23 protein-coding genes and 2 pseudogenes are annotated in these 25413 nt (G+C 62.7%); 8 read left to right on the top strand and 17 right to left on the bottom strand.

What is annotated here, in order from left to right:
• Window positions 1–177 precede the first annotated feature (177 nt).
• Window positions 178–1284: a hypothetical protein gene (locus tag ACVWW3_RS39115; RefSeq protein ID WP_456672384.1), complete on the top strand. Its 1107-nt coding sequence runs from the start codon at window positions 178–180 to the stop codon at window positions 1282–1284.
• Between the two features lie 139 nt (window positions 1285–1423).
• On the opposite strand, the gene ACVWW3_RS39110 is transcribed toward ACVWW3_RS39115, so the two are convergent.
• The 3 genes from ACVWW3_RS39110 to ACVWW3_RS39100 form a co-directional block, all read right to left on the bottom strand.
• Window positions 1424–1675 carry a hypothetical protein gene (locus tag ACVWW3_RS39110; RefSeq protein ID WP_456672383.1) on the bottom strand — a complete coding sequence of 84 codons (252 nt, stop codon included), beginning with the start codon at window positions 1673–1675 and terminating at the stop codon, window positions 1424–1426.
• A gap of 234 nt (window positions 1676–1909) precedes the next feature.
• Entirely contained in the window at window positions 1910–2326 is a 417-nt protein-coding gene (locus ACVWW3_RS39105; RefSeq protein WP_247347289.1) for a hypothetical protein, read from the bottom strand.
• Window positions 2327–2368: 42 nt separating this feature from the next.
• The gene (locus ACVWW3_RS39100; protein WP_456651173.1) at window positions 2369–2656 is read right to left on the bottom strand and encodes a hypothetical protein; all 288 of its coding nucleotides are present in this window, start codon (window positions 2654–2656) and stop codon (window positions 2369–2371) included.
• Between the two features lie 1075 nt (window positions 2657–3731).
• On the opposite strand from ACVWW3_RS39100, the gene ACVWW3_RS39095 reads away from it, so the two are divergent.
• From ACVWW3_RS39095 to ACVWW3_RS39085, 3 genes are all read left to right on the top strand, one after another.
• The gene (locus tag ACVWW3_RS39095) at window positions 3732–3905 is read left to right on the top strand and encodes a hypothetical protein (RefSeq protein WP_247441029.1); all 174 of its coding nucleotides are present in this window, start codon (window positions 3732–3734) and stop codon (window positions 3903–3905) included.
• Window positions 3906–4136: 231 nt separating this feature from the next.
• Window positions 4137–5657, top strand: a complete 1521-nt coding sequence (locus ACVWW3_RS39090; protein WP_456672382.1) for an EAL domain-containing protein — start codon at window positions 4137–4139, stop codon at window positions 5655–5657.
• A 216-nt stretch (window positions 5658–5873) separates the two neighbouring features.
• Window positions 5874–6224 carry a VanZ family protein gene (locus tag ACVWW3_RS39085; protein ID WP_456672381.1) on the top strand — a complete coding sequence of 117 codons (351 nt, stop codon included), beginning with the start codon at window positions 5874–5876 and terminating at the stop codon, window positions 6222–6224.
• A gap of 74 nt (window positions 6225–6298) precedes the next feature.
• Here ACVWW3_RS39085 and ACVWW3_RS39080 read toward each other — a convergent pair whose 3' ends face one another.
• Complete coding sequence (locus ACVWW3_RS39080) at window positions 6299–6745, bottom strand: CHRD domain-containing protein (protein ID WP_456651175.1); 447 nt, start codon at window positions 6743–6745, stop codon at window positions 6299–6301.
• 157 nt (window positions 6746–6902) lie between these two features.
• Window positions 6903–7103 (bottom strand): hypothetical protein, encoded by a 201-nt coding sequence (locus tag ACVWW3_RS39075; RefSeq protein ID WP_456651176.1) that lies wholly within the window; start codon window positions 7101–7103, stop codon window positions 6903–6905.
• 524 nt (window positions 7104–7627) lie between these two features.
• On the opposite strand from ACVWW3_RS39075, the gene galE reads away from it, so the two are divergent.
• Entirely contained in the window at window positions 7628–8620 is a 993-nt protein-coding gene (gene galE / locus ACVWW3_RS39070; RefSeq protein ID WP_456651177.1) for a UDP-glucose 4-epimerase GalE, read from the top strand.
• A 52-nt stretch (window positions 8621–8672) separates the two neighbouring features.
• Here the strand turns inward: galE and ACVWW3_RS39065 are convergent, their stop codons facing one another.
• From ACVWW3_RS39065 to ACVWW3_RS39010, 12 genes and pseudogenes are all read right to left on the bottom strand, one after another.
• Window positions 8673–9128, bottom strand: coding sequence for a hypothetical protein (locus ACVWW3_RS39065; protein WP_247347305.1), 456 nt, complete (start codon window positions 9126–9128; stop codon window positions 8673–8675).
• Window positions 9129–9279: 151 nt separating this feature from the next.
• Window positions 9280–11001 carry a chemotaxis protein gene (locus ACVWW3_RS39060; RefSeq protein WP_456651178.1) on the bottom strand — a complete coding sequence of 574 codons (1722 nt, stop codon included), beginning with the start codon at window positions 10999–11001 and terminating at the stop codon, window positions 9280–9282.
• Window positions 11002–11006: 5 nt separating this feature from the next.
• On the bottom strand, window positions 11007–12098 hold the full coding sequence (locus ACVWW3_RS39055) for a protein-glutamate methylesterase/protein-glutamine glutaminase (protein ID WP_456651179.1): 1092 nt from the start codon (window positions 12096–12098) through the stop codon (window positions 11007–11009).
• 16 nt (window positions 12099–12114) lie between these two features.
• A complete protein-coding gene (locus ACVWW3_RS39050) occupies window positions 12115–12969 on the bottom strand; it encodes a CheR family methyltransferase (RefSeq protein WP_456651180.1) in 855 nt (284 codons plus the stop codon).
• Between the two features lie 138 nt (window positions 12970–13107).
• Window positions 13108–14338 (bottom strand): annotated as a pseudogene (locus ACVWW3_RS39045) (methyl-accepting chemotaxis protein); the annotation flags it as partial.
• 295 nt (window positions 14339–14633) lie between these two features.
• Window positions 14634–15287 (bottom strand): hypothetical protein, encoded by a 654-nt coding sequence (locus ACVWW3_RS39040; protein ID WP_456672380.1) that lies wholly within the window; start codon window positions 15285–15287, stop codon window positions 14634–14636.
• 60 nt (window positions 15288–15347) lie between these two features.
• Window positions 15348–15836 (bottom strand): chemotaxis protein CheW, encoded by a 489-nt coding sequence (locus ACVWW3_RS39035; RefSeq protein WP_456651182.1) that lies wholly within the window; start codon window positions 15834–15836, stop codon window positions 15348–15350.
• A gap of 64 nt (window positions 15837–15900) precedes the next feature.
• A complete protein-coding gene (locus ACVWW3_RS39030) occupies window positions 15901–17598 on the bottom strand; it encodes a methyl-accepting chemotaxis protein (protein ID WP_456651183.1) in 1698 nt (565 codons plus the stop codon).
• A 34-nt stretch (window positions 17599–17632) separates the two neighbouring features.
• A complete protein-coding gene (locus ACVWW3_RS39025) occupies window positions 17633–18094 on the bottom strand; it encodes a chemotaxis protein CheW (RefSeq protein ID WP_354068793.1) in 462 nt (153 codons plus the stop codon).
• Window positions 18094–20160 carry a chemotaxis protein CheA gene (locus ACVWW3_RS39020; protein WP_456651184.1) on the bottom strand — a complete coding sequence of 689 codons (2067 nt, stop codon included), beginning with the start codon at window positions 20158–20160 and terminating at the stop codon, window positions 18094–18096. Before ACVWW3_RS39020 ends, ACVWW3_RS39025 begins: the two co-directional genes overlap by 1 nt.
• Entirely contained in the window at window positions 20157–20522 is a 366-nt protein-coding gene (locus ACVWW3_RS39015; RefSeq protein ID WP_008142319.1) for a response regulator, read from the bottom strand. Before ACVWW3_RS39015 ends, ACVWW3_RS39020 begins: the two co-directional genes overlap by 4 nt.
• Window positions 20522–20846 (bottom strand): annotated as a pseudogene (locus tag ACVWW3_RS39010) (STAS domain-containing protein). Before ACVWW3_RS39010 ends, ACVWW3_RS39015 begins: the two are co-directional and overlap by 1 nt.
• 288 nt (window positions 20847–21134) lie before the next feature.
• On the opposite strand from ACVWW3_RS39010, the gene ACVWW3_RS39005 reads away from it, so the two are divergent.
• The 3 genes from ACVWW3_RS39005 to ACVWW3_RS38995 all read left to right on the top strand — a co-directional run bounded on the left by ACVWW3_RS39005 (window position 21135) and on the right by ACVWW3_RS38995 (window position 25299).
• Window positions 21135–22274 carry a response regulator gene (locus ACVWW3_RS39005; protein WP_456651185.1) on the top strand — a complete coding sequence of 380 codons (1140 nt, stop codon included), beginning with the start codon at window positions 21135–21137 and terminating at the stop codon, window positions 22272–22274.
• A gap of 187 nt (window positions 22275–22461) precedes the next feature.
• The gene (locus ACVWW3_RS39000; protein WP_456651186.1) at window positions 22462–23130 is read left to right on the top strand and encodes a hypothetical protein; all 669 of its coding nucleotides are present in this window, start codon (window positions 22462–22464) and stop codon (window positions 23128–23130) included.
• Between the two features lie 18 nt (window positions 23131–23148).
• Window positions 23149–25299, top strand: a complete 2151-nt coding sequence (locus tag ACVWW3_RS38995) for a CHASE2 domain-containing protein (RefSeq protein WP_456651187.1) — start codon at window positions 23149–23151, stop codon at window positions 25297–25299.
• Window positions 25300–25413 lie beyond the last annotated feature (114 nt).

Genomic DNA, 25413 nt, shown 5'->3' with positions numbered 1-25413 from the left:
AAATACCGGAAAGAGGAACTCGTCGAACTGTCACAGCTTTCTGCCTAAAAGCAAGCCCTCGAAGCTGGTGCGACAAGGGCTCTTGCAAGCTGGTGATCAGAGCGGCTTTCGCAGCGATGGATTTGACGCGGAAAAGCCTAGCGAAACTGCCTATTCCGGGTTACTTGATCGGCCTTGATGACTGACCCCAGCGACACTGCCGCCGGCGCTCCAAATACGCACGCTATCAAGGCCGGGTTTGTGCGTCTACTGTCCGGGCGGATTCGCGACATATCCCGCGACCCGCGGCAGATCCGCGAGATCGTGTACGAGCAGGCCCGCATCAAGCTCCTGGAACAATTCACCCATGGCGACGCACGGGAATCCCGCGAGGTCCAGCAAGTGCTGGAACGCGCCATTCGGGAGGTTGAGCTTTCATTTGAACGCGGCGCTCCTGAGCGCGACGCGCTGTCCGCAATGCCGGAGTCGGCGCTAGACGTCGCTTCGCATCAGTCGCCGCTCAGTCCCCCGACTCCCGTTACGAATCTGGCGCCCGTTCAGAAGCTTGCGGAAACACGGCCCGGTTCTGTCGACCCGCCAAGACCGCCCGACCAGTCCCCGCGAAGCGGCATCATCAACTCCCTCATCCGATTAGCCGCCATCCTGGTCATCATTGCCGGCGCCAGCGCTGCAGTTACTTATTGGCCGCGGTTGAGGACACAATTCGTCGCATTGTGGCAGTCCGCGACGCTGTCCAAGCGCACCTCGACAAGCTCCGAGCCTCAACCCACCGTCGCTGTGACTCCATCTAGCGGTGAGAACGTCGAACGGACACCGGATCAACCGAAGGAGCCGGCGACGGCTGCGCAACCCTCGATGCCGTTGCCGACGACCTTCGGCGTCTACGCCCTGAGCGACGGCCAGCTCCAGGAGCTCAAGCCGGTCCCGGGAAAGATCCCGGACCGCCGTGTCGCGATCTCAGCCGCAATCAACACGCCGAGCGCGACGACGCTGACAAGGGGAGATGTCAGCTTCATTGTGTTCAGGTCCGACGGTGGTGTCGATGCAACCGGGACCGAGGTTCGGGTGGTCGCAAAAGTCTCCCGAGCGATGGGCGTCGATGCAACCGGGAAAGCGGCCATGGTCACCGCCGGCGACACCTTGGGTCATTCGCAGCATGTCCTACCCTTACAAAGTAGGTCCGGTCGAGGACCAGCCGAGAATGCTATCGCTGCAGCCGGAGCAGGACGGCTTTACGCTTTCGCCGGGTCGCTACGTCGTGGTGGTCAAAGGTATGGGCTATGACTTCACCGTGGCCGGGACGCCGACTGATCCCAACCAATGCGTCGAACGCATTAATGCAACGAACGGCGCGTTCTACTCACCTTGCCCGCCACGACGTTAAAGCGCGACGGGATTGGATGAATCATCATCGCGTCTCCGTTTATTTATTGGCTTTGTTGTCCTTTGGCGTGTCCGCTGGACCGTCGTCGACCTTGCCATTGTTCGCGACGCATTTGCTGAAATAGTCGCGCCGCTCCTTGGCCGTCCCCTTGCTGCTGCCTGCAGCGGGATTGCCGATCTGCTTGGGCGGAAAGGCCTTGATCAATGCTGCGTCACATGCGCGCGCCACTTCAACGGTAACGGCCGAAGCCGTTACCGGGCGCGGCAAAAGCCAACACAAATGCCAATCCAATCAACTTCTGCAAATTTCCGAGGGGCACCTGGCTCGCTCCTTCAATCCGTCCGAGAACGCTGGTGGGAACCATATCAAAAAGGACAGAGGAGCCAAACATCAAACAGAGCCGATTGGACCCATGCTTGGATCACTTCCCGGGCCGCAGAGCAGCCGACCCGAGGAAATCTGCCCTGGCTTGGTGCCGCCGAGATCCTGAACCAGGGCACGACGCCGTTGCGGAACCACCGGTTGCTAGCTGTTGAGCTGCGGCGGCTTGAAATCAGGAAAGCGAGTGAGCATCGCGGCCTTGACAAATTTCAGGTGCGAGATCGTGCTCGCCAGCTCCTTGAGCCGCCGCTGGCCGTTCGAGATATCCGCGGCAAACAGATCCTGATGGTAGTTGTCGAGCGGCTCCCGCTCCAGATATTCATCGGTGCCGTTGCCGAAGGTGACGGACGCACGCGCGAGCGCATCGTCGACGCGCCGGTTGAGGCCGGCCTGCTCCCTTTCCGCCTCCTGCAGGGCGGCATCGAGCGCAGTTATCACCGCATCGATCCGCACGCGATCGGTCGCGGCGTCACGCTCGGTGGAGCGGGCCTTGAAGCCCTTGTCCTCGCGGCGGAGGTTGAGAAGATTGTGTGCGCGTGCCCTCAGGAACAGCTGGAACATTTGGGCCATCCCACTTCTGGCTTTCTAAGCCGCTACCATCGGTCAGACGTAGTTAACAAAGGCTGAATTTTCCGCCTGCTCTGCCCGGCTCTGCGCTATCCACACCCGCCAGGCCCCTTCGTGCCTGGAATAAAGCTCAAGCCATCGCATTTCGCAGGTTGCGACGGCCTCTGCGCTCCCATGCTCGATCACCGAATGATCAGCATTCATCGATGGAAGGTCCAGCGCTTCAAATTCCGCCGTCTCGTCGAGCGAATGGCCGATCAGAACACGATGCCCTTGCCGATCGACAAAATACCTGCGTGGCGCATTGCGCCCTTGATCAATCATTGCGACGGCCCTCACTGAGGATCCAAGGACCTCGAAGATTTGTGAGCCGCCGACTATAGGTACGAACAAAAGCAATCAAGAGCAGGACGCAAATTGTCATGCCCAGCAACGCAATCAGATACGCCATCTACGCCTACCCCGCAAATCGCGGCAGCTGAACTCTCGCAATCAATTGGCCCATTTCTAAGCGACTGCTCCAAAGCTCACAAGGACTGCGAAAAATTAACCTAACCGCACATGGTTATTTCGTGCGCCGCAGTGATCGAGACCAAGTCAGATCGATCCATCGCCGAGATATCGCGCCGGTCCCTGCCATCACGACGGGCGCTGGCTTCGGCCAACTCCTATCGAGGCCGGAGTATAGGGCGCATACAGACGATACCGCGCTGATCGCCTGCGGGAGCGCCAGGCCCGCACACCGTAACCACAGCAAAAACCTGCTGCAAAAATCGAAGCCAAAACCAGGATCGCTGCCATTTGGAATATTCCCACGTTTTTCTGGAACGTTCCTCCCTGAGTATTTCAGCTTGTCGTTGTGACGACATCAAGGTCGGCGCCGCTGAAAGCTTTGCCAGACGAAGATGAAGTTTGTGCAACGTGTTGCTTGAAGATTGATCGTCACCTGAGAGAAACGGGCTCAGGCCGTGAGGATAGCTGATGTTGCCCGAACTTGATGCAACGATGATGTCAACCCCGGTTCACCTCAGGGAGTCCAATCCGGGACTGCTTTCGCGCATCGCGCCGTCGCCCTGTCTATGCCTTCAGTATAGTGACGGACCATCTGTAGTGGATCGGGTTCATCTGCGATCCGCTAGAAGATATCGCCCGCTACTTACGATCGCGGCTTTGTTAAGCGAAAGCCCCGTGGTTATACGGTGCGGCGCGCGCCGATTTTTATCGCGGTAAGGTTGAGCGGTTAGCTTAACCCGCAGAGTTTGTTGCGAAGTCTCACCAATTGCTTATCCATCGCCTCACCGGGCTCCCCAAGCCCGGCCCCACCCAAGCAAAGCCGCCGAGCGAACATGGGTCCGCTTGGCGGCTTTGTCTTTGTGTCGACGAGAGGATGATTTCGGTTATGGCGCGCAAGCCCTGGTCGTTCAAAGAGGACCGCCGGTTGATGGAGTTGGCTAAGTCTTCGACTTCGCTGGAAGAGGCTGCAAAACAGCTCGGGCGCACGCCTGACGCAGTCAAGCGGATGGCTTTGCGGCTTGGTCTTTCGTTGAAGCCGAAGTCAGGCAAGAAGGTCTAGCCTCGGAAGCAGGCGATGTTCTTTCGACGGGACCGAGCCGACCTCTACGCCTGGCTCCTCGACTACGTCTTCGCGCCAAGTAGCTGGGTGTCCTGTTCCCTTGCTGGTCGCGATCGCTCATTAGCTAATCGTTTAGATTCATCGCCGAGCCGCAAAGCACCGTTAAACCCTATCTTAGCCCCCGCTAGCTAGGATCGAGCCTCTAACCCTCCTGGATTCCGTCTGAACCGGATGAGATTGCAGCGACCGAACCTCCCGTTTGCGGCGCTCGTGCTTGCGAGCACGTTGACGTTTGGGCTGGCGGGCCATTTCGCTGCTGAGGTCGTCATTGGCCACCAGCAAGCGCATCAGCTCAACGAGTTGACCGAGGTCGTTCTGCGGCGCTCCGAAGCTGCGGTCGATTTTGCCGCTGACAGCCTGGACGAGCTCGCGAGGCGGGAGCTTGCCAGCTGCGAATCCGGGGCATTGCAGGCTATCCGGCTCCACGTCTACCAGCGCTCTGCGATCAAGGACGTCCGGCTCGTCAATCCGGACGGCTCGGTGATCTGCTCGGCCTATTCCGAGACGCTAGAGTTCGACAAGGGATGGGTGGATCGCCGCGATATGCTGTCTTCCCGCGATAAGAAGCTCATGCTGTTTCGCGTTGAGCAGTTCGGCGGCGACGCATTGGGAGTGCTCAGGGACATCAATGGCAGCTCCGCCCTGGTCGCCATTGTCGGCATCAATGCCAGCCTGTTCGACATCATGCCCGCCGAATTGCGCGCGCACAGTGAAGTCGTCCTCGCCTTGAGCAACGGCGAAAAACTCGGCGAATTCCAGACCGACGCCGGCAGCGCCTTGCCGCAACCGATCAGTTTCGAGAGGAATTCCACCCAACTTCCGTTCCATACTACGATCCGGCTCGATCACGCGGTCCTTTCGAGCTGGAACAACGAGGCTTACTGGCCGACCCTCGCTGTTGCCCTCGGACTTGGTGCCATCTTTGGCATCTTGCTGGCACGAAGCCGCCGCATGGAAGGACCTGTCGCCGATCTCGATCGGGCACTGGCAGCTGGCGAATTCACACCATATTATCAGCCGATCTTCGACCTCAGGACCGGTCGGATCAACGGCTGCGAAATCCTGGCTCGCTGGCTGCGCCGAGATGGTTCGGTGGTCCCGCCGATGAACTTTATTCCACTCGCCGAATCCAGTGGACGCATCCAGGCGATGACCTGGCATATCTTGCGATCGGCGCTCGCCGACCTTCAGCCATTGCTGACGGCGGACAAGAATTTCAAGCTGTCCCTGAACGTCGTGCCCAAGCACCTCCTGGATACAGGCTTTGTTGAAACGCTGCGCCGTACGGTCCTGACGGCAAAGGTCTCCGCGCGCCAGATCATGGTCGAAATCACCGAACGCGGCGAGCTTGACGATCTCGCGCGCGCCGCGGCCGTCGTAGCCGAACTGCGGGAGCGCGGCTTTCGCGTCGCGATCGACGACGTCGGCGTTGGCCATAGCGGATTGTCCCGACTGAAGGGCCTTGGCGCCAACACGATCAAGATCGACAAGTTCTTCGTGGACACGATCGCCGTGGACGCGTCAACGGCAACGATCGTGGAAATGCTGGTAGCGCTCGCGAGGGACCTCAATATGTCCGTGGTCGCAGAAGGCATCGAGACGGAGGAGCAGCTCCGCGCGCTGGTCTCCGCCGGCGTAGAGGAGGGACAAGGTTATCTCGTTGCGGCGCCCCTGCCCTATTGCGAGGTTTAGCAACCTGGTCGAGTCCCGTCGCGCGGCGCAGGCAGGCGCGACGCTCTCCGACGACGCGGCTATGGTGGCCTGACTGTTGCGGAAGCATTTCTCCTTCCTCGAGATAATGTTTGGCTTCCAAGCGTTTCCTCTAAACATTCCTGCGCCAGCCGCGGCTCGATGGCGGCAGGGAATTTAACGATATTTTCGGCTTTCGAACCAGACGGACGACCAACCTTGTATGTTGGCGTGATGCGCAGGAACCACCTCTTTGCAGCCGCAAGCATCTGCCTTGCGCTCATCGTCTATGCCACCCTGGCGAGGCTCGCGGGAAGACCCGCGCTCATGGGGCATCACGAGGCCTATTGGGTCGTCGTGATCGAGCGCTTCAGCGCCTATGGGCTGCTCGGATTTCTGCTTTCCTTCCTGTTACCGGGCCGATTCGCTTTGGCCTGCTCTCTGGTCATCACGGTCGCCATGGGGCTGGAGCTCTTGCAAGCGTTCACACACCCGACCGGGATCCCGGCTTCCTTGACGTGCTGCAAAAAGCGGCAGGAGGCACCGTCGGGGTTATGCTCGCCCAGATGATCTTGGCGTTCTTGCCCAGACCGCCGTCCTAGCATCGCTCGACCAAGACGACCGGTGAGACGCGCCAGCTGAACTTACTTCGTCATCTGTCCGCGCAACTCACCGCCCGGGTTCGCCGCCGTGTGGATGTTGGCGTACCACCTTCCGGCCAGCAAATCTGCGGCCTGCGCGTCGGTGAGAGTGGCGCTGCCTTGGATGGGGCTTTGCACCGTCTTGAACGGCAGCACGATTCCGGCGTTCTTGCCCGCCTCCACGGGACCGTGGAAATGAGCTCCCATCGCCGGACCCGTCAGGCCGGCATAGGTGACCGCATAAGTCAGAGTTTTCGCCTCGGTATCGTAGGTCGCTTCTGCCTTGCCCGAGCCGGACGAGGTGTTCGGAGGCACCTCATTGCTGCCTTTGAGATCGGCCTGCAGCTTCACGACCTCTGCATTTGCCGATGCGGCCATCGAGATGACCAGCCCACCCAGCATTGTCGTCCCCAACAGTGTCACGCAGAGCCGATAGTTGGCTTTCCTCATCGTCCCCTCCTGCGGGCTCTTTGGCCCGTCGCGGTTGGAACACCGGCCCCAGCCGGAAATTCCGCATGCAGATTTATGCCTGATTCGAGATAACCATCGCAGGAATCTCGGCTCCCGGTCACATAGCCTATCGTGATAGGGGGCAGTGTCCGGCGGTTTAAGCTGCCCCACGCCTGCCGAGGACCTCGTTCGGCACCAGGAGCTCGGCCATCTGGCGATGCGTGGCCTGGAGCGCCTCAATGGCGCTGTCGAGATCAAAATCGGACTCGCGCACAGACGCGAAGAACTTGGCCGTCAGCGCCAGATCGAGTTTGACGCGTGTTGTGCCATCGCGGCTTTTGCGACGGTCGAGCGACAAATGAATGGCCCGCATTCGGGCTTCGGCGGGCGTGCACCCACTAAGTGCCGCGAGTTCGCTATATGTCATCCATATTTGTGGCATGGTTCCGTCCGTCTTTTTGCACAAGCAACAATCTAGTTTTCGTGCCTAAAGGTAATGTTGCCGCGTTGCGGTCACCGGCCGCATTTCGCAATGATAGAGTCAACGCTAGGCTAAGACGAAGAACGGCAAGGGTGCCGAAGCTACCACCAGGTTGCATACAGCGAATATCGCTCTATGCTCATCTGATTGATCCACCATCAAAACGAGGGCCGATGGTATTGGGCCAGATCACTTCAATAGCCCTTCCCTGGGTCACGTCATCTCCGGGGGAACCACTCGGTATCCTCTGGTCTTCTCCACCACTTTTGGCCGACGACGTATGGGCCGATTTCGCCGGGAGGCCCCGAATGGCTCACAATTGCGCTGCTCGTGCGTTGTGCGGATTCGTTGCTGGCGACGGTCGCCTGGATGTTGGTTGAGTTCGCTTTGAGGTACCAGGCATGACCGACAAACCGACCATCCTCGTTACAGGAGGCGCGGGCTATATCGGCTCGCATGCTTGCCGCGCACTGACTGCGGCCGGCTATCAGCCCGTCGTTTATGACAATCTGTCGACAGGTCATCGCAGCTTCGTTGCCGGCCCAATGGTCATCGGAGACCTGCTCGACGGAGCGGCGCTGGCGCGCGCCTTTGCCGAGCATAAGATCGCGGCAGTGATGCACTTCGCGGCCGCGAGTCTCGTCGGCGAGTCCATGACGGACCCGCAGAAATATTACATCAACAATGTCCAGGGCACGCTGTCGCTGTTGCAGGCTATGCGCAACGCAGGCTGCCACCGCATCGTGTTCTCCTCGACCGGCGCCGTCTACGGTAACGCAGATTCCAAGGAGCTGCCGGAGGATTTTCCCTGCGCGCCGATCAATCCCTACGGTGCATCGAAATGGATGATCGAGCGCATGCTCGCCGATTACCGGTCGGCTTACGGCTTCGGCGCGTTCTGTCTGCGCTATTTCAACGCCAGCGGCGCCGATCCAGCAGGCGGCATCGGCGAGTTGCGTGACAACGAGACCCATCTTATTCCGCGCGCCATGATGGCGCTCCAGGGCCATGCCGACTTCGCATTGTTCGGCGACGACTACGACACGCCCGACGGCACTGCGATCCGCGACTACATCCACGTTACCGACCTCGCGGCGGCGCATGTCGCGGCGCTGAAGCTGCTGGAAGAAGGGCACGCCGGCAGCAGCTTCAATCTCGGCACCGGGTCCGGATTCTCGGTGCGAGAGATCCTGACTGCGATCAGGCAGGAGACCGGGCGCGAAGTGCCTCACACGGTCAAGCCGCGCCGCGCTGGCGATCCCACCTATCTCGTCGCGGACCCCTCTGCTGCGCGAAAAGTTCTAAACTTCTTGCCGCGTCACTCCGACCTGTCCACCGTGATCCGCACTGCCTGGGCCTGGCACCAGAAGGCCCATCCGCTTAAACAGTCCTGACATGCTTCGGTCGGCCGCCGTCAAAAGCCAGTCGCAGCAGGTGAAAGGCAATCTACGGACGATTCCGCTCTGATCCGTGCGATCCCGGCGTGAACGGATGGCGCGGCCGTGAACGGCTGTCGAGGCCCTTGGGCAATTTGTCATTGAGCTTCACGACCGCGCATCGGGCATCGCTAACCGGAGCATCCTCCCGGCTGTAAATCAGCGTCGCCTCGAACGTCACATCGGGCGCTTCTCTGGCCGTTCCCGAGCAGGTCGCCATCGCACCGCTGCACACGCCCGAGAGCTTGAGCTCGACCTCGTCAGGCCCGAACACGGTCGGCGGCCCCTCGGCATGTCGCCGTGTGGTCAGAACCGCCGTGAAGCGCTGCTCCTCAATTCGATAAGAGCCGTCGTAGGTGAAGAAGCTGTCGCTGCCGGAGATTCGTCCCTCCGCCAGATGCACGACACCGGTGCCCTGACCGCGCGGGGTTCTGAACCAAGCAGCGTATTTGCCGTCCTTCAGCATGAAAACATCCGTCCTGATAATTCACCCCTATGTGCGACCAACTCTAGGGCGCGACAATGACGGATGCGGCAAGCATTCCGCCACGGTTAACGCCCTGCAAAGCCAACCGGTCAAATTGCTGCCGACGCGCGAAGCGACGCCGGCAGCGAGATCAAAACAATTCTATGCCGTCATCGGCGGTCTCGACCGCCTCGACCCGGCGCGCAGCGGCGATCGACGCCAACCCAAGCGTTTGAAGGAATTCCCGGTGGACGTCCCGCTCGCGCTCCATCGTGTAGTGCGCGAACAGATCGTCGAGCACAGCCTCGTCCTGTGGCTGCGGCCGCCGTGCGCCCGCGCTCGCAGTCTCGAGGCGCGCGGCGACCGAGGGCAATGCCGCGGAACCTTCGCCGAGTTTGGTCATCAGGGCTTGCGCCGAATTCATCAGCCGCTCGAACTCCGCGCCTTCGTCGACGAGCCGGCTCATCAGCTTGTCGAGCCTTTCGTTGCCGGCTTCGACCTCGCGCAGCGCCTGAAGGATCTGCGGCTCGAGCTTGGAGAGCTGCGTGGAATCGCCCTGCACGCGAAACTTCTTCAACTCCCCGGCCGACCGCTCGATGCCGTCGAGCACGGGGCGCAAGCGCCCTGCGCCCGCCGAGACCTGGTCGGCGGTCGCCTTGAGCTCGTTGGCGATGACAACGAAGGCGCTGCCGCGGCTGCCGAGATGGCTTGCCTTGAGGCCGGCGTTCATTCCGATCAGCGTGATGTCGACGGTCGCCTCGGCGAGACCAGCGATCGCCTGGCGAAATTTTGTCAGCGTGTCCTCGACGATCGCGAGCGCCTCGTCGACCGAACGGCCGGCACCCTCGCAGGTGGCGATCAGGTTCGAGGCGTGCGCCAGCGTCTGCTTGATGCGCGCCAGGAACGACGACGAGCTGCCATCTCCGCCGCCGAACAGCGTGCGGCCGTGGCCGACGACGCTTCCCGCATCGTGCAGGATGGCCGTCAGCGCGCGAACGATCTGGCCGATGTCGCCGCCGAACTCGCGCTGGGCGTCCCTGAGCAAGGCCGCCTGCAACTGGCAGATCGCGCGCGCGCCGCCGTCGCTCGCAGCTGGTTGGGGAACGAGATTCGGGGCGGAGCCCGACACGAGGCCGAGGCCGTGAGAGACGTGCTCGAGACGCTGGCGCGTGCTGTCACCCGCCTGCAGGGAAATGATGGCGCTGCCGACCGCCTCAGCGATCTTTTTGGTGCTGCTGCTGGCAAGAACGGCGAGCTGGCTGCTGTTGCGGCGCTGGTCGCGTAATCCCGAATAGGCCGCTCCGAGCTCGGTGCTCTCCGACACCAATTGATTGCCGTAGCGGCTCTCGAACTCCTTCTGCCGGCCGGACGCGGTGGCGACCGCTTCCGACAGGCGTTGCTGATCCCGCGCGCAGCCTTCGATCGAACGCTGCACGGCCTTGCCGAGATCGTAGGCCTCCTGCGTGAAGGCCAGAAAGCCCTCGCGATCGCCTTCGAGCGAGGCGGCCTCGATCCGTGCACTGCGCGCGATGATGGTGATCATCTGGATGTGCTTGAACAGCGGCTTGAGCAGCGCAGACGCCTCCGCGGTGCTCGTACCGATCGTCGCAAGCAGGGCGCTCTCAGCCGGGAGTGCCTGCGCAAGCTCGCTGAGCCGCGCGGCGATCTCCTGTAGCGCCGTCGCCGCCCCCTCGATCTCGGCGCCCGCGAGTTCCTCGGATAGCGTCGCGAGGCCCTGGTTCAGCTCCTTGAAGATGAGGTGGCCGCGCCCAAGCTCTTGGCCGACCCGCGCAAAGACCTCCTCGATCCGTGACGAGACGTCCTCGATCGCGGCGGTCGCCTCAGCGAGTGTATTGGCCGGAATGGCAGACATTGCAATCAACCTGTCAGCGCCGTATGCCCGGCCTGGTACCAGAGCATGATCTCGCGCGGGATATGGTGCAACGAAACGATTTTCTCGACACCGCCATGGGCGATGGCTTCCTTGGGCATGCCGAACACCACGCAACTCTCTTCATCCTGCGCCCGCGTCGAGGCGCCGAGCTTGCGCATCTCCAGCATTCCCCGCGCGCCGTCGTCGCCCATGCCAGTCATGATCACACCGAGCGCGTTGGCACCCGCATGCTGGGCGGCCGAGCGAAACAGCACGTCCACCGACGGGCGATGCCGCGACACCGGCGGGCCGTCCTTGATGGCGATCTGGTAGCGCAAACCGATGCGCTGGAGCAGCATGTGACGGGCGCCGGGCGCGATATAGGCGCAGCCCGGCAGCACCGGCTCGCCGTCCTCTGCTTCCTTGACCCGGATCTGGCAGACGCTGTCGAGACGCTTGGCGAAGGCCGCCGTGAAGCCTGCCGGCATGTGCTGGACGATGACGATGGGCGGACAGTGCGGCGGCAGCATCTCCAGGACGTCGTTGAGCGCTTCGGTCCCTCCGGTCGAGGCACCGACGCACACGAGGCGGTCCGTCGTCGGCCGGATCTTGCCCTGCACCGGGGGTGGAATGATGGCGTCGGCGGTGAGCTTCTTCTCGATAGTCCGCCGCTCGGAACGAGGGCGCACCCGCGCCTGCGCGGCCGACTTGACGGCCTCGCGCAATCGCGTGGAGCATTCGAGCAGCGCCTGCCGCGTGTCGATCTTCGGCTTGGGCACGATGTCGACCGCACCCGCCTCGAACGCCTCGAACATCACGTTCGAGCCTTCCTCGGTAAGCGAGGAACAGATGATCACGGGAATCGGACGCTGCGCCATGATTTTGCGCAGGAAGGTCATCCCGTCCATCCGCGGCATTTCCAGATCGAGAATCATGACATCGGGAATTTCACTCTGGAGACGTCGCGCCGCCGCGAACGGATCGGATGCCGTCCCCATCACCTCGATATCGGGATCCTCATTGAGGATCGTTTGCAGGATTTGGCGCACCGACGCCGAATCGTCCACGATCAGTACGCGAACCTTCTCCCTCGGCATTTTGGTTGCGCTCCGGCTAGACCTTGAAAATGGTTGGCTGAACTTGCTTCAAACCCGGCACTGCACTGTGAATCATCGATTCCGAATGCCCGACCAGCAGATAGCCGCCGGGCCGCAAATGGCTGCACAATTGCTCGATCACCTTGCGCTGCGTCTCGCGCTCGAAATAGATCAGGACGTTGCGGCAGAAGATGATGTCGACGTCGCGATCGACGGGATAGGACGCATCCATGAGGTTCATCCGCATGAACTGCACCATACGCCGCAGCTCCGGTGCTACCCGCACCTCGTCGCGCGACTTGTCCCGCGACGACAAGAAATATCGCTTCACAAACTGTTCCGGCACCGGGGCAAGCACGTCGCGGGCGTAGATCGCGGCCTTGGCGAGGCGCAACACCGCGGTCGAGATGTCGGTCCCGAGGATGCGGTACTGAAACCGCGAGCCGTTCCGCGTCATGTCATCCAGCACCATGGCGGTGGTGTAGGCTTCCATGCCGGTAGAGCTCGCCGAGCTCCAGACCTTCAGGTTCGCGTTCTTCCGTCCATGGGATTTGAGCAGGGCCGGGATCGCGACCTCCCGCATGAAGGTAAAGTGCTGCGGCTCGCGGAAGAAGTCGGTCTTGTTGGTCGTCACCACGTCGATGAGATGGGTGAGCTCGGTGTCGAAATGATCCGCCTCGAACAGATTATCGACATACTCGTTGAGGTCGGAAAAGTTCAGCGCGCGCACCCGCTTGTGCAGCCGCCCCTCGACCATCAGCCGCTTGCCTTGCGGCAGCTTGATGCCGACCTGGCCCTCGATCAACTCGGCGATGGCCCGGAAGTGGCGGTCCGACAGATGGACGGCCGTATCCTGCATGGCGGGCATCATCGCTGCCTGCCCTCATCCGGGAGGGCCATCTGCACTGAATGTCGGGCCGTTCGGGCCATCATGAATCCCACACGTTCACGCAATCACTGGTGGCGGATCGGCCCACCGGTGAAGGATGGACCGATCTCTTGACGGATCTCAGCGCTGGAAATCGGCGTCCCTATCGTCATCGCCGTCGTTCATGTCGAAGGCGAAGCCGCCGCCGCCGCCGGCCGCCTTCACGGCGCGCGCCGGCTTGGCCTGCGGCTTCTTGGCCGGACGCTCGACGGCCGCCATCGTGGCCGCCTTGGCGCGCAGCTGGTTGACTGCCCGTTCGATCGGTACCGGCGCGTGGCCCTTTCCGCCTTGCTCGATACGGAAATAGGCGATGGTGGACTGAAGCTGCTCGGCCTGCGAGGCGAGTTCTTCGGAGGTCGAGGACACCTGCTCGGACGCGCTGGCGTTCTGCTGGCCCACCTTGTCGAGCTGCTGGATCGCCTGGTTGATCTGGGCCGAACCGACGTCCTGCTCGCGGCAGGCGGCGGTGATCTCCTCGACGAGCTCTGCCGTCCTCTTGATGTCAGGCACGAGCTTGGAAAGCATATTGCCGGCTTCCTGCGCCACCTTGACGGTTTCGGTCGACAGCGTGCCGATCTCGGCCGCGGCCGCCTGGCTGCGTTCGGCGAGCTTGCGCACTTCGGATGCGACCACCGCGAAGCCCTTGCCATGCTCGCCGGCGCGCGCGGCCTCGACTGCCGCGTTGAGAGCCAGCAGATCCGTCTGGCGTGCAATCTCCTGCACGATCGTGATTTTTTCGGCGATAGTCTGCATCGCGTTGACGGCGCGACCGACCGCGGCGCCGCTGGCTTCCGCATCCTTGGCCGACTGCGCGGCGATCTTCTCGGTCTGGTTGGCATTGTCGGCGTTCTGCTTCACGTTCGACGCCATCTCTTCCATCGAGGAGGAAGCTTCCTCGGCGGACGAAGCCTGCTCGGTCGCGCCCTGCGAGAGCTGCTCGGCGCTCGCGGAGAGCTCCTGGCTGCCGGCGGAAACGTTCCGCGCGGCGGTCAGGGCCTCGGACACGATCTGCCGGAGCTTTTCCACCATGCGCTCGAGCGCGAGACCGAGCGTGTCCTTGTCCGACAGAGCTTTGGCTTCGACGATGAGATTGCCCTGTGCGATCTCGCTAGCCACCCGCGGCGGTTGCGCTCAGATTCGTCGTCATCGCATTGAGAGCCGATACAAGGTCGCCGACCTCGTCGTTGCTCGACACTGAAATCTTCTGACTGAGGTCGCCGACCGCCACCGCTTTGGCGAGATCGACCGCCCGGCCGAGTCCACGGCTGATGTTGAGGGCGATCCAGGTCGCGGAAGCCACCGCGATCAGGAGAGCACCAATGATCATGCTGATCAACAACGTCTTGGCGAGGGCTGCCTCCCTGGCGCCCTCCTCCACGACCTCCGCCATCTGCTTCTCGTTCAGCTTGGCGTACTGCTCGATTGCGCCCAGCGTCTCATTGAAGACCTTGCGGCCTTCGCCGTTTGCGATGGCCGCCGCCTTCATGTTCCCAGCTTCGAGGGCCAGGCGCGTGACGTTATCGACGACCTTCGCGAGGCGCTCCGACTGCGCATTGATTCCCGCTGCTGCGCCGGCCTGGCCCGCCTGCGCCGCCGCTGCCTTGACGTCATTTAACCGTTTGCGTGGCCTCCTTGACGTCCACCTCGAGTTCCTGCGTGCTTGTGGCGGAATAAGCCGTCACGATGGCGCGGGACAGACGCGCAATGTCCGCATGCGCGGTCAACATCGCCGTGACCACCCGCTGGTTTTCGGATGCACCCTTGCTCAGCTCGGCGACAGCGGCGTCGAACATCAGGTCGAGATCCTTGGCCGCGGCCTGACCCTCGTTCTTCCAGAGTTCGGCAGCCTTGTTGTTCGAGTTGAGCAGCGCGAACTTTCCGGTCTGATCCTCGAACTCATTCATGCGCTTCATGGGCCCGGAAGCCTGGTCGAGCATGCGTTTGCCGTTGTCGCTCGCCTGCCCATGCAGGTCGTTGTAGAGCTTGAGCGTCTTCTCGCGACGCACCAGCATTGCGTTGTGATTGTCCTGGGTTTCCTTGTCCGACACCGCCTGGATCATCCGGGTCTCGGCGCGTTGCTGCCCCTGGATCGCGTCCATCACATCCGCGGCGAGCTTGGTACGGGTGGCCTGGCCGACGATCCGCTCCTGCTGGGCGGTCAAGCTGGAGAGACTGTTATAGGCAACACCTCCCGTGATCATCGAGAGAAGAATGACCGCGCCGAATGCCGAGGCCAGCTTAGCTTTTACCGTGAATCTCATTTCAGTCTCGTCGGTTCGAATTGGGGTGCTTACGCCTGATCACGCTTTACTCTTGCAAACTCATGCGGCGCGGGGTGATTCCGCGACCACGCTATGTCCTTCCGAGATCTCGTCGTTCGCCATCAGCTTGGCGAGATCGAAGATCACGACGAATTTTTCTCCCTTGCGGCCGATGCCGGCAGCATAGTTGGACTGCCATTTGCCACCGACCTGGGGGATCGGCTCGATCCCCTGCTCGTCGATGTCGGTAACCTCGAACACGCAATCGGCAACGAAACCGACGCCGACCAGACGATCCTTCATCCGCACATCGAGGATGATGATGCGGGTCGCCTCGGTCGCCTCCGCGGCCGGCAGGCCGAGCTTGGAGCGGAGGTCGACGATCGGATAGCCGCTGCCGCGCACGTCGATCATGCCGAGCAGGAAGTTCGGCGCGTGCGGCAGGCGCGAGATCGGCCGCATGTCAAGGATTTCACGGACATTGCGGATGCTGATGCCGAACGTCTCGCCGGCGAGCCCGAGCGTCAGATATTGCGAGGTTGCGGCCATGATGCAGTCCAGGAATCCCAGGTTTACGAATGAGCACGGTCCGGCACGAGGCCGGACCGATCGATCAGCGTTGGAAATCGGCGTCGCGGTCGTCTTCGCCGTCATGCATGTCGAAGGCGAAGCCGCCGCCGTTCGCCGCCTTCAACGCACGAGCCGGCTTCCGGACCGGAGCGGGCTTCTTCGGGCCACGATCGGCCGCCGCCATGGTTGCGGCCTTGGCACGCAGCTGGCCCACTGCGCGGTCGATCGGCGCGGGCGCGGCTCTTTCATTGCGAATGGCATGATCGATCCGGAAGAAGGAGATCGTCGACTGAAGCTGCTCGGCCTGCGAGGCGAGCTCTTCCGATGTGGACGAGACCTGCTCGGAGGCGCTGGCGTTCTGCTGGCCGACTTTGTCGAGCTGCTGGATCGCCTGGTTGATCTGGGCCGAACCGACGTCCTGTTCGCGGCAGGCGGCGGTGATCTCCTGCACCAGCTCGGCAGTCTTCTTGATGTCGGGGACGAGCTTCGACAGCATGCCGCCGGCTTCCTGGGCAACTTTCACGCTTTCTGTCGACAGCGTACCGATCTCCGCGGCCGCGGCCTGACTGCGCTCGGCCAGCTTGCGCACCTCGGATGCAACCACCGCGAAGCCCTTGCCATGCTCGCCGGCGCGCGCGGCCTCGACTGCCGCGTTGAGAGCCAGCAGATCCGTCTGCCGCGCGATTTCCTGCACGATGGTGATCTTCTCGGCGATGGTCTGCATCGCATTGACGGCACGGCCCACCGCGACGCCACTGGCTTCGGCATCCTTGGCCGACTGCGCGGCGATCTTCTCGGTCTGGTTGGCGTTGTCGGCGTTCTGCTTCACGTTCGAGGCCATCTCCTCCATCGAGGACGAAGCTTCCTCGGCGGACGAGGCCTGCTCGGTCGCGCCTTGAGAAAGCTGCTCGGCGCTGGCGGAAAGCTCCTGACTGCCGGCGGAAACGTTCCGCGCGGCCGTGAGCGCCTCGGCGACGATCTGCCGGAGCTTCTCGACCATCACGTTCAGCGACTTCATGAGATCGCCGATCTCGTCATTGCTGGCGGAAGGAATGGTCTGATTGAGATCACCGTCAGCCACGGCACCTGCGAGGCTGACCGCGCGGCCGAGCGAACGGCTGATTGAGATCGAAATCCAGAGGGCCGCGCCGATCGCAACGATCAACGAGATACCGAGGAGCATCATCAGCAGGAACTGCGCTTGGTGTCCCTCTTCCTTCGACTGAACGGCCTGCTCAGTCATTTGTTTTTTGGTGTTCTCGACATAGGCGCCCATAGACTCGAGCGCTTCGTTCACAATCTTGCGGCCCTCGCTGCTCGAGCGTTCGGTCGCCTTGGCCTTGTCGGTCTTCGCGATCCGGATCGTTTCTTCCTGATAAGCATTCATCTTGGCGTAGGACACGTCAAAGCCGTCGAGCAACTTCCTGCCGGCCTGGCTCGCCAACGCGTAGACTTCGTCCTTGGTCTTCAGGGCTGACTCGCGACGCTTGGCAGCGTCGGTCGCAGCCTGCTCGACTTCGCTCTCGTTGCCAATGATGGCGTTCTTTTCCGCGCGAAGCTGGATGAGAATGTCCTTCTCGACTTCAGTCGCCCTTTCCATGCGCTTGGCACGGAGGACCATGCTGTCCGCGGTCGCCATCATGTCGCCGAGCTTCATGTAAGCCACACCGCCCGCAACCCCGGACAGAACGATGATCACGCCGAATGCACTGGCAAGCTTTGCCTTGACGGTAAATCTCATTTCCAGCCCCTACCCCAGTCTCGCCCGAGACTTCTCAATTCAGAATGCGTTCCATGTTCGGAACGATGACGAACTCTTCACGCCATTTGGCGATGAAGCGAATGAACTCCGGCTTCCAGTGCATGCCGACGCGCGGTGTCTGCTGCACGTCGGTCTGCGAAATCTCCGTGACCTCGTAGACCTTGTCGGCGGTGACGCCGACCAGTACCGGCTCGCCATCTAGCTCCAGCTCGATCACGACGATGCGCGTGTCGGCCGAATCCTCCGGCTGCGGCATGCCGAAGCGGATGCGCAGGTCCGCCAGTGGGATGACGTTGCCGCGAACATTGATCACGCTGGGAACGAAGGCCCTCGCGCCTGCCACCTTGGTCACGGGCACGGGATCGATGATCTCGCGCACGAGGCCTGCGTCGAGCGCGAACTTTTCCTCGCCGAGACCGATCATCACAACCTGCATCGCGTCGACCTGATGTTCGCCCGTATGCGTCTCGTCCATCACGCCGCCTCGCTGATATGCTTCTCGACCTTCGATTGCGCCAGCGCGACGAGCTGCGCGACGTCGAGGATCAGCGCCGCCGTACCGTCACCCAAGATCGTCGCGCCCGAGAAGATCGTGACGTCGGAATGCAGCTTGGAGAGCGATTTGATCACGGTCTGGTGGTTGCCGATGATCTGGTCCGCGACAAGACCGACGTGAGTCTCGCCGGTCGAGATGATGATCGTCTTCTGGTGCCGATCGGGCATGCCCGAGGCGGTCATGATCTCGCGCAGCCTGAGGAAGGGCACGAGATTGCCGCGCACATTGAGGAAGTCGCGGCCGCGTGAACGCTCGTCCTCGGCCGTCAGCTCGATGCATTCCTCAACCGCCGACAGCGGAATGATGTAGCGGCCTTCGCCGACGCGGATCAAAAGACCTTCGATGATCGCAAGCGTCAGCGGCAGGCGCAGCGTCACGGTGGTGCCTTGGCCCGGCCTGGTGGACAAATCGATCGTGCCGCGCATGTTCTCGATGGTGCGCTTGACCACGTCCATGCCGACACCGCGGCCGGACAGCGCCGAGATGGTCTGCGCGGTCGAAAAGCCTGGATGGAACAGGAACTGATGGATTTCGTGATCGGTCAGCACAGCGCCGGAAGCGATCAGCCCCTGCTCTTCCGCTTTCGCACGGATGCGCGCGGTGTTGAGGCCGCCGCCATTGTCCTTCACGGTGACGAGCACCTGCGCGCCGGAATGAACGGCGGCGAGCTCGATCCGGCCCTGCTCGGTCTTGCCGTTGGCCGAGCGGGTGACTGTGTCCTCGATGCCGTGATCGATGGCGTTGCGGATCAAATGCACCAAGGGATCGGCAAGGCACTCGATCATGGTCTTGTCGAGCTCGGTATCCTCGCCCGTGGTGACGAACTCGACTGGCTTTGAGAGATCGCGCGACAGGTCATGGATCAGGCGGCGGAAGCGGCCAAACAGCGAGCCGATCGGCACCATGCGCGCGCCCATCGTGGTGTCGCGCAAGGAAGAGGCCAGGCGTTCGATTTCCTCAGCGATCATCTTGATCGAGAGGTCCGAGCCGGAAGCGGCGAGCTGGGTCAACCGTGCCTGGGCGATGACGAGCTCGCCAACCCGGTCCATCAGTTCGTCGAGACGCTCGGCCTGAACGCGGACGGTGGCGATGCCGCGATCGTCGCGCTTGGCCTCGGACTTCGGCTCCGGCTTCGATTCAGATTTGGGTTCCGTCGTTGCGGCGGGCGGCGCGGCGACGGGCGCAGCAGCCTCGACCACCGGCGCAGGCATTTCGGCCACCTCTGCCGGCTCCTCGTCGAGTAGCTGGAACAGCGGCATCGGCGCGGGCGCCTCGACTTGCTCCAGCGGCGAGAGCGTCAGCTTCATCTCGTCCGAGACAAACATGAAGACGTCGTCGATCGCGTCCTTGTCGCAGGCCGCGTGCAGCTTGACGTCCCACTTCAGATAGCAATCTTCCGGCTCCATCTCGTCGAGGAACGGAATGCCGTCGGTCACAGGCACGACGAAGCAGGGGCCGAGCTTGCAGAGGTCTTCCAGCAGGTCGAGTGGATTGGAGCCGTTGCGCAGGACGTGGGATTCGAATTCCAGATAAAGATGCCAGCCGGCCTGCTTGCTCTCGGCCGGTGCCAGCGGCGCCTCGATGATCTCAGCGGCCGCAGTGGCAGCCTGGTCGGGAAACACGTAGCGCTCGAGATCGTCGAGAATGGCTTCGCCGATGACGTCGTCGGTCGACTGCGGGTCCTCGATCAGCGCACGGATGTAGTCCTTGGCGGCGAGCGCGAGCGAGATCAGGTCTTGCGTCGGCTTGATCTCGCCTTTGCGGACGCGGTCGAACGCGGTCTCGAATTCGTGGGTGAAGGAGGCGACCTTGTCGAAGCCGAACATGGCGCCCGAACCCTTGATCGTATGCAGGGCGCGGAAGGCGGAATCGACCAGCTCGCGATCGTCAGGACGCAGGCCGAGATCGAGCAGGGCCCCCTCAAGAACTTCGAAGAGCTCGCTGGCTTCCTGACGAAAGACCTCGGTCGGGTCCATCGCGCTCATGCACGCACCAGCTTGCCGACGACGGCGAGCAACTGCTCGGGCTTGAAGGGCTTGGTGATCCAGCCGGTGGCGCCGGCGCTCTTGGCTTCCTGCTTCACCGTGTCGTTGGATTCGGTCGTCAGGAACACGATAGGCATGCCGACCGCGCTCGGAAGCTTGCGGAGCGCCCGGATCAGCTCCAACCCGTTCATGACGGGCATATTGAGGTCGGTGATGACGAGGTCGAGCTTGCCGGCCTGGGCCTTGGCGAGCCCTTGCGCGCCGTCGCCGGCCTCGATCACGTTATGACCGGCCGGCTCGAGCACGACCTTGATCATCTGCCTGATGCTGGGGGAATCGTCGACCGTGAGAATCGTGGCCATTAGGCGCCATCTTTCTTTTGCGGGAAGTGCTGATCGATCATCGCGTCGCTGGCGAAGCCGGCGCGACGAAGGGTGTTGCGCAGAGACTGGGAGAAGGAGGTCAGGACCACAGGCCGGCCCTGGGGCCTCACCGGTCTTGGCGGTGGACAGCAGAAGCTGGATCGAGGTCACATCGGCCTTGTCGACGCTCGAGCAGTCGATCTCGAGCCGCTCCTGGCGGCCGAACGCCTCGCGAATGAGGTCATAGACGTTGCGGATCCCAGCGATGCTGCAATCAGCTGGCAGCCGAAGGGACCATTTCGGCTCCGTGACATCAGACGACATTCGTCCCCCAAATTTCCTCAGGATTCGCCGCACGCATGGCGAGAATCCCGCGCGACAACTATTCGCAACGGAGAGTATTCAAACTCCTAATGAGGGTGTCCGTACAACTACGGGTCACAATCCGAAGAACTTCGCGTATGCATGCAGACGTGCATGGCGCGGCCAAATCTCATGCGTCCCGCGCAGTCTCAAGGCAGTTCGTCGCCGTTCTGGCGTTTGCTTCACGTTAAATCGCAGAGCCTATGTGTAGAAGTCACGCCCCGCCATCCGCACGAGCCCCGGCCGCCGATGCTGACCCAAGCGCTCCTGGTTGATGACAGCCGCTCCGTCCTCAACTTCCTGAAACATCACATCGAGGCCGAAGGTCTGGTCGAGGCCACCACCTTCCTCGATCCCGTGGACGCGCTGGTTTGCGCGCGGGAGCGCGTCTTCGACCTCGTGCTGGTCGACTACGAGATGCCGCATATGGACGGCATCAGCTTCATCCGCACCTTCCGCACCCTGCCCGGCTGCTCCGACATCCCGATCGCGATGATCACTTCGCGACAGACCGATGACATCAAGATGGAAGCGCTGCAGGCCGGCGCGACCGATTTCCTGCCCAAGCAGCCGCAGAGCGTCGAAATGACGGTGCGCCTGCGGAATTTGATTCAGCTTGGTGCAGCCGGACGCAAGCTCAGCGATCGTGCCGCGCATCTGGCCAGCGAAGTCGCCGCGGCAACACGAAAGCTCGGCGAGCGCGAGGAGGAGATCATCCTGCGGCTCGCGCTTGCAGTCGAGTACCGCGACAACGACACCGGCGAGCACACGTTGCGGGTCGCCCGCTACAGCCGCATCATCGCCGAGCAGCTCGGCCTGCCCGCCCGGCTCTGCCGCGACATTTATCTGGCCGCGCCGCTGCACGATGTCGGCAAGGTCGCCATTCCCGACAACATCCTGCTCAAGCCCGGCAAGCTGACCGACCAGGAGATGGCGGTGATCCGCACCCACGCGACGATCGGCGAGAAAATCCTGGCCGACTCCAGCTGCGAGCTGATCCAGCTCGGTGCGCAAATTGCCGCAGGTCATCATGAGCGCTGGGACGGCGCGGGCTATCCGAACGGCCTCAGGGCGGACGAGATTCCCGTCGCCGCGCGCGTGGTCGCGGTCGCCGACGTCTTCGACGCCCTGACGACGCGGCGGCCATATAAAGAGCCGATGCCGCTGGACGTGGCGCGCAACTATCTGGTCGAGAACCAGGGCCGGCAGTTCGACCCGGCCTGTGTCGGGGCCTTCCTGTCGCGCTGGGACGAGGTCGTGGCGATCGCCGCCGGTCAGCAGACGACGCCGTATCAGAAGACCGAGGCCACGCTGGCTCCCATTATAGAGGCTGCGGCGGAGAGCCATCCGGTCGAAGACCGTTCGCTTGGGGCGGTCCCGGCCGCCTGACATCATCCATCCGGCCAACAGCTTGCCTGGGCTCTGCTTTCTCCGGTCGCCGATTTGAACCGGTTCCTGCTAAAGTGGCACCAATATCTAAGAGTGATTCTGGTCACATTTGCCTGGGCGCGGCGCTGCTAAGCATCGGCCCAGGATGGGACCGGTCATCCATCGGTCGAAGCGAATGAGAATTCCCATGAAAAGCCTGATCGGCGCATTTGTCGGCGCGTTCTGTCTTGCCGCCCCCGCCCTGGCGGAGACCCCCGCCGCCATCGTCGAGGACGTGCAAGGCAAGGTCGATGGCATCGCGTTCATGGACTATGTCGCGCCAGGCAAGATCATCAAGCTCGGGCCGAAGGCGAGCATTACGCTCAGCTATCTCAAATCCTGCCAGCGCGAGACCATCAGCGAAGGCGTCGTCCTAGTCGGCGCCGAGCAGAGCACCGTGCAGCTCGGCGAGGTCAAGCGGGAAAAAGTACCCTGCGATATCAATGCGGCCAAACTGTCCGAGCGCGAGGCGAACCAAAGTGCGGCTACGACCTTCCGCACCATGCGCTCGGACGCCAAGGGCGCGCCGGCCAAGCTGCCGACGCTCTACGGCGTCGCGCCGCTGGTGCAGGCCAAGAGCGGCAGCACGCTGGTGATCGAACGCACCGACGGCAAGGAGCCCACGATCAGCATCCCGCTGAGGAATGACAACATGATCGGCGGAAAATTCTACGACTTCGCCAAGGCCGGAAAGTCGCTGACCCCGGGCGGCAGCTATCTCGCCATTCTCGGCGCCAAGCGCTACGCCTTCCAGGTCGATGCCGGCGCCACGTCGTCGTCGACACCGATCGTCGGCCGCCTGCTGCGACTCGAATAGACGGCCTGCGACGGGGCGATGCGGCGGATCGGCAGGCGGGACATCGTTGCAGCGATCCTGATCGCGCTCGTTGCGGGCGCGGTCTTCACGTCCCCGCCGCTTGGTACGCTGCAAGGCCTTTCACTCGACATCCTCACGGCGCTGCGCGGCAAGCTCGTCGGCGACCACCGCGATCCCGCGACGTCGCCGGTCGTGGTCGTGGCGATCGACGGTGAGACCTACGACACGCCGCCGTTCAAGGGCTCACCGACGCAGACCTGGACGCGCGAGATCGGCCGGGTGCTTGGGAGCATCTCCGACGGCGGCGCCAAGGTGATCGGCTTCGACGTGATCTTTCCGAGCTCGATCGAGCAATCGGAAATCCCGTTCGGCGACGCGCCGCTCGGCACGCGCATGAGGGGGTTTGACCGGGACTACCTGATCGCGCTGCGGCAACTCTCCGACAACGGAAAACTGGTGCTCGGCGAGATCCTGAGCAACGAACATCAGGAAAGGCCCGACCGCGCGCAGCAATTGGCGGTGAGAAACAATATCCGCGCCCTCAACGTCCACACCGACACCGACGACGTGATCCGGCGGATGCCGTTGAGCTTTTCCATCGACAGCAAGCCGGTCGCCACGATGGCGGTCGAGCTCGCCGCGCGCGCGCTCGGCGGAAAGCCCGGGATTGCACCGTCCGGGACGACCGAATTGTCCGGTTATGCAATTCCGAGCGCGGTTCCGAATACACTGACGCTCAATTTTCGCGGGCTGGGCCGCGATGTTCCGACCTTCTCCTTCGCCGATCTGCGCGCCTGCGTCGAAAAAGGCGACCGCGATTTCTTCCGCCGCGCCTTCGACGGCAAGGTCGTGCTGCTCGGCACCGCCCTGAATTTCGAGGACCGCAAGCTCACCTCGATGCGACTGTCCGGCGGATATGACGGAACGCCCGGGCCACGATGCGCCCTGCCCGCCCCGGCAAGCACCGCACAAAAGGCCCGCAGCGACGTCGCCGGTGTCTTCGTGCATGCCACCGCCGCCCGCAATCTGATCGAGCACGATGCCGTGACAGAACTGGGCTTTCCAGCGCGGACCATTCTCACGATCGCCTTCGCAGCGATCATCGCCTGCGCGGCCTGCATGCTCGCACCGGGTGGCGCCGTGATCGCCTGGATCATTCTCACCGCCGCTTATGCCGCCGTGACCGTCGGCGCGTTCGTTCACGCGCTGGCGCTGCCCTTGACGGAGCCAGCACTCGCGAGCCTTGCCGCGCTCGCGATGATGGTCGGCTACCGTTTCGTGCTGGCCGATCGTGACGAGCGTTTCCTGCGCAAGAGCTTTGCGTTCTATCTCGCCCCTGAAGTGATCGACACCATGGTGACCTCCGGCAAGATGCCGGCACTCGGCGGCGAGATGCGCAACGTCACCATGTTCTTCTCCGACCTCAGCGGCTTCTCCTCCATCGCCGAGACGATGACGCCGGGCGAGCTGGTGACGCTGATGAACGAATATCTCTCCGCCATGACCGACATCATCGAAAGCCACCGCGGCTATGTCGACAAATATATCGGCGATTCCATCGTCGCGATGTTCGGTGCGCCAGCCGACGATCCCGCGCACGCGCGCAACGCCGTCCACGCCGCGCTGAAATGCCACGAAAAGCTGGCAGAGCTCAACGCCTGCAGTGCCGCCTTCGCCGGCCGCGGCCTGTCGCATCGCATCGGGCTCAACAGTGGTGAAGCCGTGGTCGGCAATATCGGCTCCCGCCGCCGCTTCAACTACACTGTGATGAGCGACACCGTGAACGTCGCCTCGCGACTCGAAGGCGCCAACAAATATTACGGCACCGCGATCATGGTCTCGGAAGCGACGGTCACGCAGACCGGCGACAGCTTCGCCTGGCGCGAGCTCGATGCGATCAGGGTGTTAGGGCGCGGTGAGGCGATCAAGGTATTCGAGCCGCTGGCCGATAGTGGCGCGGAGAGCGTCGATCAGACTAAGGCGGCGACGGCGTATGCGGAAGGGCTCGCGTGTTGGCGGGTGCGCGACTTTGCGAAGGCAGTCGAGGCGTTCGAGGACGCGGCAGCGAGCGATCTGGCATCAGCGCTGTTCGCGAAACGCGCCAGAAGGCTCGCGGCAAATCCACCGCCGAACGAGTGGACGCCGGTCAATACGTTAGAAGGGAAGTAGCGGCGTCAGCCAAAGGCACCGGCGCTACTGCGCTGGACCAGGGACTATTTCCCCCGACTTGACCCGCCCTGCGGCTGCCCCGCGACCGGTGCCGGGCGGTGGCCTGCCCCTCCC

The sequence above is a fragment of the Bradyrhizobium sp. LM2.9 genome (assembly GCF_054056555.1).
This window is presented reverse-complemented; position numbering and strand designations above follow the sequence as displayed.

Excerpts from the sequence above, each read along its gene's own strand:
- ACVWW3_RS39025 (WP_354068793.1), bottom strand. The coding sequence starts at position 18,094 with ATGGACGAGACGCATACGGGCGAACATCAGGTCGACGCGATGCAGGTT.
- ACVWW3_RS39000 (WP_456651186.1), top strand. The coding sequence starts at position 22,462 with ATGAAAAGCCTGATCGGCGCATTTGTCGGCGCGTTCTGTCTTGCCGCC.
- ACVWW3_RS39080 (WP_456651175.1), bottom strand. The coding sequence starts at position 6,745 with ATGAGGAAAGCCAACTATCGGCTCTGCGTGACACTGTTGGGGACGACA.
- ACVWW3_RS39090 (WP_456672382.1), top strand. The coding sequence starts at position 4,137 with ATGAGATTGCAGCGACCGAACCTCCCGTTTGCGGCGCTCGTGCTTGCG.
- ACVWW3_RS39065 (WP_247347305.1), bottom strand. The coding sequence starts at position 9,128 with ATGCTGAAGGACGGCAAATACGCTGCTTGGTTCAGAACCCCGCGCGGT.
- ACVWW3_RS39015 (WP_008142319.1), bottom strand. The coding sequence starts at position 20,522 with ATGGCCACGATTCTCACGGTCGACGATTCCCCCAGCATCAGGCAGATG.
- ACVWW3_RS39055 (WP_456651179.1), bottom strand. The coding sequence starts at position 12,098 with ATGCCGAGGGAGAAGGTTCGCGTACTGATCGTGGACGATTCGGCGTCG.
- ACVWW3_RS39105 (WP_247347289.1), bottom strand. The coding sequence starts at position 2,326 with ATGTTCCAGCTGTTCCTGAGGGCACGCGCACACAATCTTCTCAACCTC.
- ACVWW3_RS39030 (WP_456651183.1), bottom strand. The coding sequence starts at position 17,598 with ATGAGATTTACCGTCAAGGCAAAGCTTGCCAGTGCATTCGGCGTGATC.
- ACVWW3_RS39035 (WP_456651182.1), bottom strand. The coding sequence starts at position 15,836 with ATGGCCGCAACCTCGCAATATCTGACGCTCGGGCTCGCCGGCGAGACG.
- ACVWW3_RS39005 (WP_456651185.1), top strand. The coding sequence starts at position 21,135 with ATGCTGACCCAAGCGCTCCTGGTTGATGACAGCCGCTCCGTCCTCAAC.
- ACVWW3_RS39050 (WP_456651180.1), bottom strand. The coding sequence starts at position 12,969 with ATGATGCCCGCCATGCAGGATACGGCCGTCCATCTGTCGGACCGCCAC.
- ACVWW3_RS39095 (WP_247441029.1), top strand. The coding sequence starts at position 3,732 with ATGGCGCGCAAGCCCTGGTCGTTCAAAGAGGACCGCCGGTTGATGGAG.
- ACVWW3_RS39060 (WP_456651178.1), bottom strand. The coding sequence starts at position 11,001 with ATGTCTGCCATTCCGGCCAATACACTCGCTGAGGCGACCGCCGCGATC.
- ACVWW3_RS39020 (WP_456651184.1), bottom strand. The coding sequence starts at position 20,160 with ATGAGCGCGATGGACCCGACCGAGGTCTTTCGTCAGGAAGCCAGCGAG.
- galE (WP_456651177.1), top strand. The coding sequence starts at position 7,628 with ATGACCGACAAACCGACCATCCTCGTTACAGGAGGCGCGGGCTATATC.
- ACVWW3_RS38995 (WP_456651187.1), top strand. The coding sequence starts at position 23,149 with ATGCGGCGGATCGGCAGGCGGGACATCGTTGCAGCGATCCTGATCGCG.
- ACVWW3_RS39115 (WP_456672384.1), top strand. The coding sequence starts at position 178 with ATGACTGACCCCAGCGACACTGCCGCCGGCGCTCCAAATACGCACGCT.
- ACVWW3_RS39100 (WP_456651173.1), bottom strand. The coding sequence starts at position 2,656 with ATGATTGATCAAGGGCGCAATGCGCCACGCAGGTATTTTGTCGATCGG.
- ACVWW3_RS39040 (WP_456672380.1), bottom strand. The coding sequence starts at position 15,287 with ATGAGATTCACGGTAAAAGCTAAGCTGGCCTCGGCATTCGGCGCGGTC.